The sequence below is a fragment of the Candidatus Cloacimonadota bacterium genome (assembly GCA_021734245.1).
GTDB lineage: Bacteria > Cloacimonadota > Cloacimonadia > Cloacimonadales > TCS61 > B137-G9.
Window position 1 is genome coordinate 1 of record JAIPJH010000010.1, and the last position, 12,244, is coordinate 12,244.

Annotated in this window: 12 protein-coding genes; 1 reads left to right on the forward strand and 11 read right to left on the reverse strand. The window is 37.2% G+C overall.

Going from position 1 to position 12,244, the window contains the following annotated elements; all coding sequences use genetic code 11:
- Nucleotides 1–181 precede the first annotated feature (181 nt).
- Nucleotides 182–571 (forward strand): hypothetical protein, encoded by a 390-nt coding sequence (locus K9N40_02880; protein MCF7813408.1) that lies wholly within the window; start codon nucleotides 182–184, stop codon nucleotides 569–571.
- Between the two features lie 62 nt (nucleotides 572–633).
- On the opposite strand, the gene K9N40_02885 is transcribed toward K9N40_02880, so the two are convergent.
- The 11 genes from K9N40_02885 to K9N40_02935 all read right to left on the reverse strand — a co-directional run bounded on the left by K9N40_02885 (nucleotide 634) and on the right by K9N40_02935 (nucleotide 12,050).
- Nucleotides 634–1,515: a DNRLRE domain-containing protein gene (locus K9N40_02885; GenBank protein ID MCF7813409.1), complete on the reverse strand. Its 882-nt coding sequence runs from the start codon at nucleotides 1,513–1,515 to the stop codon at nucleotides 634–636.
- 33 nt (nucleotides 1,516–1,548) lie between these two features.
- A complete protein-coding gene (locus K9N40_02890; protein ID MCF7813410.1) occupies nucleotides 1,549–2,139 on the reverse strand; it encodes a GWxTD domain-containing protein in 591 nt (196 codons plus the stop codon).
- The gene (locus K9N40_02895; protein MCF7813411.1) at nucleotides 2,136–3,053 is read right to left on the reverse strand and encodes a DMT family transporter; all 918 of its coding nucleotides are present in this window, start codon (nucleotides 3,051–3,053) and stop codon (nucleotides 2,136–2,138) included. Before K9N40_02895 ends, K9N40_02890 begins: the two co-directional genes overlap by 4 nt.
- A gap of 111 nt (nucleotides 3,054–3,164) precedes the next feature.
- Nucleotides 3,165–3,587: an EamA family transporter gene (locus tag K9N40_02900; protein ID MCF7813412.1), complete on the reverse strand. Its 423-nt coding sequence runs from the start codon at nucleotides 3,585–3,587 to the stop codon at nucleotides 3,165–3,167.
- Nucleotides 3,588–3,660: 73 nt separating this feature from the next.
- Nucleotides 3,661–4,818 (reverse strand): saccharopine dehydrogenase NADP-binding domain-containing protein, encoded by a 1,158-nt coding sequence (locus K9N40_02905; GenBank protein MCF7813413.1) that lies wholly within the window; start codon nucleotides 4,816–4,818, stop codon nucleotides 3,661–3,663.
- A 17-nt stretch (nucleotides 4,819–4,835) separates the two neighbouring features.
- Complete coding sequence (locus K9N40_02910) at nucleotides 4,836–5,048, reverse strand: hypothetical protein (protein ID MCF7813414.1); 213 nt, start codon at nucleotides 5,046–5,048, stop codon at nucleotides 4,836–4,838.
- Between the two features lie 811 nt (nucleotides 5,049–5,859).
- Nucleotides 5,860–6,888 carry a M42 family metallopeptidase gene (locus K9N40_02915; GenBank protein ID MCF7813415.1) on the reverse strand — a complete coding sequence of 343 codons (1,029 nt, stop codon included), beginning with the start codon at nucleotides 6,886–6,888 and terminating at the stop codon, nucleotides 5,860–5,862.
- Nucleotides 6,889–6,902: 14 nt separating this feature from the next.
- A complete protein-coding gene (locus K9N40_02920) occupies nucleotides 6,903–7,469 on the reverse strand; it encodes a GyrI-like domain-containing protein (GenBank protein ID MCF7813416.1) in 567 nt (188 codons plus the stop codon).
- 146 nt (nucleotides 7,470–7,615) lie between these two features.
- Nucleotides 7,616–8,170, reverse strand: coding sequence for a GNAT family N-acetyltransferase (locus tag K9N40_02925; protein ID MCF7813417.1), 555 nt, complete (start codon nucleotides 8,168–8,170; stop codon nucleotides 7,616–7,618).
- A gap of 416 nt (nucleotides 8,171–8,586) precedes the next feature.
- Nucleotides 8,587–11,349, reverse strand: coding sequence for a DNA polymerase I (gene polA / locus K9N40_02930; GenBank protein ID MCF7813418.1), 2,763 nt, complete (start codon nucleotides 11,347–11,349; stop codon nucleotides 8,587–8,589).
- 125 nt (nucleotides 11,350–11,474) lie between these two features.
- Entirely contained in the window at nucleotides 11,475–12,050 is a 576-nt protein-coding gene (locus K9N40_02935) for a hypothetical protein (protein ID MCF7813419.1), read from the reverse strand.
- Between the last annotated feature and the right edge of the window lie 194 nt (nucleotides 12,051–12,244).

The window sequence follows — 12,244 nt, forward strand, 5'->3', positions numbered from 1 at the left end:
GTCCGTGCAATAATTCACTATCCATATTAATTTGTATCTGAGTCATTATTCTCCTCCTTGTTTTTGTTTTGGCAAATCCAATTTACAAGGATTGAATTTTGGCTCAAATTCTTTTTACACCATTTTTAGGACTCTATCAAGCGGAAGACAAACAAGAATAAAAAAGTCATAAGGAGAAAGAATGAAAAGAAATATTGTAATATTAATACTATTGATAACCGTTTTATCTGGTTGTGCAGTTATTGGAGGAGCAAAATACAGGTATCGTAAAATTGCTGAAGGACTGCACGGAACCTGGGAAGAATCCGGCGGTACAATTTATAAGATCGAAGTTATGGATGAACTGGTAAATATAATTTCCATCGTAGATAGTGACGGTGAAGCATTTGAAGTTCAAGAAACGAAATGGGAAGAAGGGATTTTAAGCTGGACGTATCTTGTTCCTTCTACCGAATATGTAGTAAATATGCATAGCACAGCCATTACAGAAGACACCATCATCTGCGATTGGCAAAATGATTATGCCGAAGGATCAGAAACACTTACAAAAATATCTGATGTAATAGAGTGATCTGAAAAAAAATCTTTAAACCTTCCAGGATTTGCAAAACCTGGAAGGTTTTTTATTTATTTTTATTTGATCAAACTGATCTTTCTGGTCTGAATATGATTTCCTACCTCTAATCTGCAATTATAAATTCCACTAGAAACAGCTTTACCAGAATCATCTTTTCCGTTCCAGACAATTTGATGATCTGTTGATTGAGAGATTTGGAGATTGGAAAATCTTTTTACTATTTGTCCTTTTAAATTGAAGATTGTCATCTCCGCATCTTCCGAGACACCAGTGGTTAAATTGAAAGAAATTGTCGTGGAAGGATTGAACGGATTCGGATAGTTTGAAAGTGAAGTAATTGGATTCAGCACATCATCGGCAGCAGTGTCCAAAGTCACGTTCAAAAATGGCTGCAGATCTGCATTTACAGCTTCTTTGGAATTGAATTTACTGTGTCTCTGACCAGCATCAGCAATAATCACAAAACCATAATTCGGTTCATTTGCATATAACCAGTGATTTACGTAATCGGTAAGATCTATCTGAAACCAGGTGTCCTGCGTTCCTGCCGGACCTGAAAATGAAAAGGGAAAACCACTTGTATCAACGTATTGAATAAAAGTATGCTCATCCCAGCTGTCTTCGTCCCACTCTTCATTAATCCTGTAGATCATGGCAGAAGTAATTCCACCTCCACCACCGCAGGAAAAGAATCTGTGAATATTCAAAGTTGCCGATTCGATAAAAATTCCCATCAATCCGGAAACATCAAATCTCATCATGATCTGTTCTTCTTCTGTAGCTGTTTCACAATTTACATATAACTCTGCTTCCGGATGTGCTGCTCCACCAGTTATGCAGTCTGTGTACATATCATCAGAAGGTGCAATCTGTACTTCCTGACAAAATATTGAAACTGCAAAAATGGATATCATAATAGTGATAATAAATTTCTTCATCTTCTCTCCTTTTTTTGAAATCAAATACTTTATCTAATATAATAATCCAAAGTCAAAATCCCTTCCCAGATAGCTCTGCCAGTCTGCAAAGCTGCCTTCCTGAGGATCGTTCTCGCTGTAAATGAGCCGATAATCTCCATGCTGCTGCAAGTCTATGAAAATATAAGTAAGATATTCCACAATTCTATATTTCCAGATCTCATAATCTTTTTGAGCATATTTTGTGTTCATGGAAGTGGCTCGTTTAATGATCTCGTACGGCTGCCCATGACGAATATATATCCTGCCCCGATCTGTATTCCAGCCGGATTTGAAATGAGTAAAATGAGCATTACAATATTCTATCCTCGTCTTTATCTGATCTAAAAATTCGTTTTGCTCTGTAGTAGGATCAAGATCATTGGCTTTCCAGAAAGTAGCCAGGTAACGCCATTTATCTTCCTCACTTAGTTTTTTGTAATATTTTTTCTGCTGATAGGTTAAGAAATAGCTGGCAAGCTTGTATTCATCTTTCAGATTTTCGAAAACTTTGTGATTTTCTTTGGGTTCATCAACTTCTTGTTTTTGAGCTGATAAACTAAATAAAATAGCGATTAAAAGTGCGAAAATTATTGTTTTTTTCATCGAATTTTCTTCCTTTTATAACTTATTTCAACAACTGCCAGGATCATGATTATTGCGCTGATCCACTGCACAAGTGATAATTTGTGATCATTTATCAAATAGTCAAACAGTATTGCAGAAATGGGAAAAAACAATTCACAAATAGTCGAAACCATTGCTTTCACTTTATTCAATCCGAAATAGAAGAGAAAGATCGCTCCTGAACCGGTAGTTACAGCGATAATCAGGAAATACATAAGATGATCTGTTGTTATATTTTGGAATTCGCCAATAGCTCCGGTGAGAAGAACATAAATGAACATTATAATCGCAGTAAATCCAAAACGATAGAAATTAGTTGTGTAATAGGGAAATTTATTAAGAGCTTTCTTGCCAAAAACAGTAGCACTTCCAAAAGAAAAAGCCGCAATTACAGCCCAGATAGATGCTTGAATAAGATCAGCATCTTCAATCGCATGAGGAAGGTGAAAACCAAAAGTAAGTGTATAGCTTGCTCCAATAGCAATAACAGCCCATAAAACAAAATTCTTCTCAATCTTTTCTTTCAGGAAAATAGCAGCTAAAATGATGGCAAATATGGGTTGAAGTTTTTGCAGTAGTACTACCACCGAAAGATGCTGGAAATGTACCAGGAAAAGTGCTTTAACAATTGCCAGAGTTCCCAGGGCACCTCCAAAAAAGGATAATGCCAGTAAAGTAGCCAGATCTGTTTTCGTAAACGTTTTGATCTTTTTATATTCTTTGAACAGGAATGTATTCATCAGAACAAATGGCACCAGATGCAGCATAAATACCACGAATCCTACATTTAAGCTGAACAATCTTGGAGTGAGTACAACTCCATCAAATCCCCACATAATTGCAGCCAGGATGATGGCTGTGGCTCCGATATATCTTTTTTTATTTTCGTTCATATTTTTCCTTTATCATCGAACTTGCCTGAAAGCGAAGTCTTCAGGTAAGGACGGATGATCATTTATCAATTGTCCTTAACCCACACTTCGTTTTGGGTCAATTCCAGTTTACTATATCGTTAAAATCACAATTCCGCCAACCGTCATCAGCATGCCGATAATATTCTTGGTGGTAATCGGTTCGCCGCCCAGCAAAATTCCCATCAAAGCACCAAACAAGGGTGAAGTAAACGCGATCGGCATCACTTTGCTCAGCGGTGCTCCTTTGATCGCCATGTAAAAACAGAGCATTCCAACAGAACCTGCAACCACGCCGCCACCGATGATCATGTAAGTAAGAGCTTTTCCACCGGCATGAGCTACAGTTTTCCAATGTGGATAACTGGCAATTGAAAGCACAATAAGTGCAATAAACGTTCTGATCGTAATTCCCATCTGCGGAGACAGTTTTCCCAGATGTAAACCTTTCTTTTCGAAATAACCGCCAACTCCCCAGGCTATTGCCGTGAGCAGCGCAAATAATTGTGGCTTCATATTTTTCCCTTTTTTCGTAATTGCCTGAATGCACAGGCTTCAGGTAAGAACAGATAAATATTTATAGTTGTTCTTAACCCAAACTTTCTATTGGGTCAAGACCAGCTTCAGTCCTGCTAACTTTATATTTTATTCCTCTCTCTTCCTGATATTTCAACATTTTTTCCAGGCAGCCTGTTTCTGCTCCGACGAATTCGGGTGGATTTATCCCAACTTTCTTAAAATCTCCATTCAAAATCAGATCAACCGCCGCTGTAGCAGAATAGCCTGTCGTTCTGGCCATAGATGAAATGCCGGTTTCTTCATCATATCTATCCAAAAGATCATATTGATAGCAAACTCTCTTTTCCTGTTCTTTTCCGGCAATAATTATTTTCATCACAGTAAATTCCGGTTCATCTTTTTCCAGTTTCCACTGCTTGAAAAGCAGCTTTGCTGTCAGCTCGATCGGCTTGATCTTCCTGCCTTTTACTTCTATCTCATCTTCAGCAAAGAAACCGCTTTCACGCAGCATTTTCATGTAATCGATATGACCGGGAAAACGCATGGTTTTTTCGATCATATTAGGAATTTTCATGGTGAAAAGCAGGGATCGCAGACCATCTGTATTGAAAGCTTCCAAAGTTCCGATCTCAGCGAATTCCATAAATTCTGGTTCGGAAAGAGCAGGCTTTGTAACCAATTTTCCATCTCTGATATATCTTGCCGGTCGCGTATACTCTTCTATCACATCGATGGGAGAGAACGGCGCTTTATATTGAAAGGGTAAGGTTCTTTTTTGCGGCAAGCCACCTACGTAACATTCATAACTTTCCACCTGCATCATGGCATTGTGATGTCCCAGGATCACATTTCCCATGCCGGGTGCTACCCCGCAATCCACGATTGCTATCAAATTCTTCGATTTTGCCTGCTCATCCAGTTCAAAACAATCTTCCGGAAAGAAAGAAATATCAACGATGTTTTTGCCGGATTCGATCACGGTTTTCGTGGTTTGAAATCCCATGAAACCCGGAACAGCATTTACCACCAGATCAGCTTTAGTTATAGCTTTTAGAATATTTTCAGCTTTGGAAAGATCGAGTTTTTCAATTGAAATGTTGTTTCTTCCAGCAACTGATTTGAGATTTTCTTTGCTTACATCAACCGAAAGAACTTTGTGCTTTTTTGCCAGATCCAGAGCAATTGCACTTCCCACCATACCACAACCAAGAACTGTGATTTTTGCCATCTGTTTCTCCTGAAATTTTATCTTATTTTACTACCGTGCCAGCGCAACATCAAAAACATGAGCATTACAGGAAGGAACGTTCCAATTACCGAAATCAATCCTACAAAAGCAAATTTGAAGATCAAAGCTACGGCAATTAGAATTATTTTCCATTTTAATACAATCTCATCATTTGTAACAAATTTTACCAAAATAAATAAAGCTGCTGCTGATGCTGCTATACCAACCAATATTACCTCCGAAAATTATTCAAGTTGAAAGTTCAATTTGATGCTTGGAAAGTCAAATAAAAATATTTATCCAAAATACACAATTAAAACAAATGATAGGTTTCGTAGGAATGAGGTTATTGTTAAACGTTTTCTTGTTAACTACTGATATTAACTTTGCGAAGATCAAGAAAAGCAAGAAGTTCGAAAAGATGAAACTTGGTAAAAACCCTCAGCCTCCGCAAGCGGAGACAGCTCCCTAACCAGGGAGCGAATTAGGAAATCTGAAAGAACAAAACCTCGCGAAGATCGAGAAAAAAGGTTTCGTGTAATTCGGTGAAAATCGGTGGCAAAATAAAGAAAATTCTTAAATTTGACTATCACCGTGGTAGAGCCAAGGTGTATTTCGCTAAATTTATTTCAGCAAGCTGAAAATCGAATTTTCATTATTTACCCCTCTCCGGCAACTGCCGGATCTCCCCTCAAACAGGGGAGAAAATTTGGAAAACCCCGATGTAGAGCAGCGAGGAATTCTTTCGATTAAACTTTGCGAAGATCAAGAAAAGCAAGAAGTTCGACAACGTCTGGTAGTTGAAAGAATATCAGCATCTTGCAGATGCACTCTTCGAAGGGTATTTTTGCACGATCTGAGAGATCGTGATACAGAGAGTTTTCTCGTTACAAAGCTCTGGTTTTGTAACGTACGATTTCCGCAACTCCAGCTGCCATTTACATATAATTTATGCTATAAAACGTGAGTAAAACCTTGAAAAGGTCTAATTGCCAGATTTTCTCCGAATGTAACCTTTTCAAGGTTCTGCTAATTTATTATTTATTTCTTCAAATATAATACCAGCAATTTCAAGGTGTTTTCCAGACCTTCTTTATGCGTTCTTTCATAACCGTGTGAAGCAGAAACTCCCGGGCCGATGAGAGCATGTTTTATATCAAAACCAGCTCGCAATGTTGCTTCTACATCTGAGCCGTAAAACGGATAAATATCAACAGCATATTGCAGTTTATTTTCCTTTGCCAGTTGAATAAGTTTGGTTGTTACATCATAATCGTAAGGCCCGCCGGAATCTTTGGCACAAATGGAAACTTTGTGTTCATCTGTTTCCAGATCGTCGCCAACCGCTCCCATATCAACTGAGATCATTTCTTCCACATTAACCGGAATACCGGAAGATCCACCATGACCAACTTCTTCGTAAGTAGTGAAAAGCAGATAGACTTTTCGGGAAAGTTCGATCTTTTTATCGGCAACCATTTGGGCAAATGCCAACAATGTTCCTGCACTGGCTTTGTCATCCAGGTGACGACTTTTAATGAATCCATTTTTTGTAACGATTGTTCGAGGATTCAGTGAAATAAAATCACCGGTTGAAATTCCCAGTTTCTTCACATCTTCTGCTGAATCTACTTTTTCATCGATCACCACTTCCAGGGTTTTATCATCACGTTTTGCTTTTGCCAATTCTGCATTCACATGAGCTGCAGGTTCACACATCTGAAAAGTACCGGTAAATTCTTTTCCATCCCTGTTATGGATAATGCAGTTTTCTGCTTCTACGTTATTTCCCGGGTAGCCGCCGATCTTGGTAAAACGCAACCTTCCATTACTTTTTATGGCTCGCACCATTGCTCCCAAAGTGTCTACATGAGCTGCCAAAACAACTGCTTCACCTTTTCCACCCAGATCTACGATCACCGATTTTTTGCGGGAATATTGCGGTTCAAATCCCATTTTCTTAAGCTCATTAATTAAATATTCTGTAGCTTTGATCGTGAAACCACTGGGGCTGGGAATGCGACATAAAGTTTCGGTTTGCTTTACTGCCAGATTAACATATTTCTTCATCTCTTCTCCAATTATTATTCATTTTCTACAAGTGGAACATAAATATACATTTTGGAATCATCGCTATCCATTTCAAATTCTTCACCATACCATTCCATATCAACTTTGTTTGTATCGTATTCGTAACCGGATTCCGGCAGCCATTCCATAAAAATATAATCGTAGATTTTACCAAGATTTTCCAATTTTCCCTTATAAGTAAATTTTGCATACAACCCTTCTGGCACACTTTTCCAACAAATTCCTTCAGGAAGTTTCTTCACCTTTTTTACAGGATAACCAACCAAATGAAAATAATGATATTCCATCTTCTCAGGATCTTCGCTGATAACATTGGAACCATAAGATATTCCCACGCCAACATTTTCAAATTTCTGGTATTCAACTTCCTCGGCTCGTTCCATGAATCTTTCCCATAAATTGCCGATAAGATTAAGATTATTGCTCATGTAGGATTGTATTCCTACCACTTTCATTTCATCCAAATTTACAAATTCAGGAGTCCATTCTTCGGTTTTTGTTTCTTCGGCAAAACATAGAAAAATTGATAAAATAAATAATATGGAAATAGTTCTTTTCATCTCTCCTCCAATTTTTTAACAATCAAAAAAATTTTTTTTTGGAAGAAAATCGTCAAGTATTTACTATTATTGTATTTATTATCTGGTTAGTTATTTATATAGCCTTTTGATTATACACAGAAAAAATTATTAAAAATCTGCTAAATTTATACAACTACAAATTGCATATCACTTTTGAGCATGGAATAGAGTTTGATATCCATATATTCATCGCCAACCAGGATTTTTTCTCTTAAAATTCCCTCTAAAATCAAGCCTGCTTTTTCCAGAACTTTGGCTGCTGCCTTGTTTTCTTTCAAACAGAATGCTTCAATTCTATTTATGTCGGTTTTATCAAAAATAAATGATAAGATTTTAAGTAAGGCTTCTGTCATCATGCCTTTACGATGATGTTTTGGAAGCAGCATATAATGCATTTCTACGCAATTAAATTCTTCTTTGTAATTAAAAAATTCCACTACACCAATCAGATGGTTATCTTCTTTTAATTCAATACCAAAACAGCTGGGATGATTCATATTATAAGAATCTCGAACTTCTGTAATGTAGGCCTCGATCTCATCCATATCATCCAGATGATTCCAGATCATTTTTTTATCCATTTCTGAATTAGTCAGCAATTCGAAAAGATCTTCTTTATCGTCTCCTGATATCTTTCTCAGAATCAGTCTTTTTGTTTCCAATGTTGGATTATAACTCATTAGAAATCTCCTTTTATAATATAGTTCACAAATTTCGAAACCGGTATTCTTTGTCCATTAAAATTTAAGAAATAAAACATCTCATAATTCTGATGTAATCTATAATTAATGTTGCATTTAGAATTTATGAACGATTATTCAATTTATTGTTGGATCATTAAAAAATGTGCTTACTGATTTTTTCCAAACACTATTTAATTCAAATCTATGATAAGACTCAGAAACCTTGCAGCGCAAAATCTTCACCCTCCTCATATGGAGACAGCTCCCTAACCAGGGAGCGAATTAGGAAATCTGAAAGAACAAAACCTCGCCAAGATCAAAAAAATGGGTTTCGTATAATTCGGTGAATATCGGTGGCAAAATAAACCTTGCGAAGGTCGAGTAAAGCAAGAAGTTCGAAAACCTTCGAAAGGTTAGTGTGCTTCGAACCAGTTTTCGCCGATTCCGATATCTACAACCAGCGGTACGATTTCCGAATATTCTTGGGGAAGAGCATTTTCCATTTCAGTTTTTATCAGCATCTTTGCTTCTTCTAATTTTTCTTTTTTCACTTCAAAAACCAATTCATCATGAACCTGCATGATCATTTTGATATCATCGTTATCTTCTATCTTTTCCTGCAATTTGATCATGGCGATTTTTATGATATCGGCAGCACTGCCCTGAATCGGCATATTTGTGGCAACGCGAGCTGCTTCACTCACTCTCTGACGGTTGGAACTGCTCAAACCAGGAAGAAACAGTTTTCTGCCAAAGATCGTTTCGGCATAACCTTTTCTGGTTGCATCTTCTATGCTTTTTTGAATGTGATTCTGGATTGTGGGAAATTTACTGAAATAATTATCAATGAATTCCTGAGCTTCCTTGCGCGTAATTTCCAATTCATTGGACACGCGAAAAGCTCCCATGCCGTACATCAAACCAAAATTGATGATCTTGGCATAACGTCGCTGATCTGCTGTAACTTCCTCCTGCGGAATTTCATAAATAATGCTGGCTGTTTCGCTGTGAATATCTTTTTTCTGCTGGAAAGCATTGATCATTTTTTCATCTTTGGATAGCATTGCCAATATGCGCAATTCGATCTGGGAATAATCGGCAGCTATCAGGATTTTATCATCACCTTCTGCCACAAAAGCGTACCGAATCTCTTTGCCCATTTCGCTGCGAACAGGAATGTTCTGCATATTAGGATTTGTACTGGAAAGCCTGCCGGTGGAAGCCACAGTTTGATTGAACGAAGAATGAACTCGACCCGTTTCTGGATTTACAAGTTTGGGAAGAGCAGTAACGTAAGTAGATTCCAATTTGGACAGCATGCGATATTCCATCAATTTCCGGGCAATTTCATGATCTTTTGCCAATGTTTCCAGAACAGTTACATCGGTTGAATAACCTGTCTTGGTTTTCTTGACCGGTGGAATTCCCAGATCATCAAACAACACCTTTCCCAGCTGTTGCGTGGAATTTATATTAAATTGCGAGCCGGCAATTTCATAGATCTCTTTGGTCAATTTCCCGATGCGTTTTTGATTTGCCTTAGACATTTTATCCAAAATATCCACATCGATTTTCACACCGTTCTGTTGCATTTTTGCCAGCGAATAAAACAGCGGCATTTCTATATTTTTGAAGAGGTTGTAAAGATCTGCTTTGATCAGTTTATCTTCGTAAATTTTATAAAGTCGAAATGTGATATTGGCATCCTCAGCAGCATAATCACAAGCCTGGCTGGTAGGAACCAGATCGAACGTGATCTGCTTCTTTCCCACTCCGATCAAATCTTTTATCGGGATCATTTCGTGATCGAATTCTTCTTTGCTGCAGGCATCCAGAGAATGGCGCGAAGTTGGACGCAGCAGATAATCAGCAATCATTGTATCGAAGATTTCATTCTCGATCTTCCAACCTGCTCTTTCCAGAACCAGGTAATCATATTTAATGTTGTGGGCAATTATCAGTTTTCCTTTTAAAATTTTTGGTAATTCATCCAAAACCATTTCTACTGGAACATTATCTGCCATTTGATGTGCAATTGTAATGTAATAAGCTTTCTCAGAATTTGTGCAGATTGAGATTCCTACCAGTTTTGCCAGCAGCGGATCGGTGGAAGTGGTTTCGGTATCCAAAGCTACAACATCAGCTTCTTTAATTTCCTTCAGCAGGTTTTGGAATGCTTCTATTTTGTCGATCAGGATTGCTTTAAAATTGATTCCTGTTTTTGGAGGAGTTTTTGCTGAATCCTGAGAAATAAAATCAAACTCTTCTTTGAATTCTTCCTTTTTTTCTTCAATTTTATTTTGGATTACCGGATCATTGAAAGTAAGAATTTTTTTGGCAGTATTTCTCAATTCATATTCTTTTAAAAAAGGTATGGAATTTGCCAACTTAGCTTTGTCAAAACAGAAAGTTCGCTCATCTGCAATATCTATTGGAACATCACGAACAATGGTTGCCAGTTTTTTGGAAAGAAATGCTTCTTCCTTGTATTCGATAAGTTTTTTCTTAGTACCTTTTGCTGAAATATTTTCGATATTTTCATAGATATTTTCCAGAGTTTTGTATTCTTTTATAAGCTTTGTTGCGCCTTTTGGCCCGATTCCCTTCACGCCGGGAATATTATCGGCACTGTCGCCGCAGATCGCCAGATAATCGATGAACTGCTTGGGTTTCAAACCATATTTTTCTATTACAGCTTCTTCATCCATCACCATTTCTTTGGATGGATCATAAAGCAAAACATTATCATCGACAAGTTGGGCAAAATCTTTGTCACCCGTCACGATAATCACATCAAATTCATGCTTGAATTTTTCGGCCAGAGTTGCCAGAACATCATCTGCTTCGTAGCCGGCACAGGAAATTTCATTCAGTCCGATCAGTTTAAAAAAATCTTTGATCGGTTCCACCTGCTCGTGCAGTTCTTCCGGGGCTGGAGGACGATTTGCTTTGTAGGTGTCAGTAATTTCATGTCGGAAAGTTTTTTCTCTTCGATCAAAAGAGATCGCCACATGATCCAGATTATAACGTTCCACCAAACGCAGAAAAGCATTGATGGTACCGTAAATAGCGCTGGTATTTTGTCCTTTGCTGTTATAAAGCGGATTGCGGATAAAAGCAAAGAATGATCTATAAATGATCGCTGTTCCGTCGATTAAAAATAACTTTTTTTTCATTATCAAAACTCCTATTAGTCCGAACTTGCCATTCTTGCCTCAATGCGCAGGCTTGAGGTAAGAATGGATATAATTTCCACTGTTCTTAACCCAAACTTCGTTTTGGGTCAAGTCCAGTCGTCTTATTATTCAAACAATAATTTATTAAACTCTTTTTCTTCAATATATTCTTCATATTCTCTAATTGTTTGTTCATAATTTTCTAATTCATCTGCGAATATTTCTTTAAACTCAGGAAAAAATAACCTTGATTTTCCTTTCCCAGACCAACCAAGATAATTTGAATACTTCCAATCAACTAAATCTTTTACCAATCCAGCTTTAATAGGATTGAAATGTATATATTTACATAATTGTACAAAATAATTATTTGATTTTACACGAATATGTTGAAGTGGCCCTTGAAAAAGCGTTCCTTTCCTTTTATATTTAGAATTAAAATGCAAAACATACGGACGGAAACTGGAATCAAAAAGTTTGAATACAGGAATATTACCATCCTGCCGTAAAAAGAAATGAAAGTGATTTGGCATTAAACAAAAAGCTACTATCGATGCAGGAATTTCGGTAAGTTTGTTTTCGAATCGAGATAAAAAATACTCATAATCTTCATTTTCGTTAAATAGTAATTCCTGATTTACAGCTCGATTGTAAATATGAAAAAACTCATCTTTAACAAATTCTTCTTGTTTGCACCTCATTAATCTTTCTCCACTGTTCCCAGACTTGCCTCAATGCGCAGGCTTGAGGTAAGAATGGCTTCATTCCACACTGTTCTTAACCCAAACTTCGTTTTGGGTCAAGTCCAGCACTTTTTCGATTTGAATTCTGGCGGTTTTTGTGTCTATGAAATTTTTTGCTTTGACATCACATTTCCTTTTGATAATAAATGTTA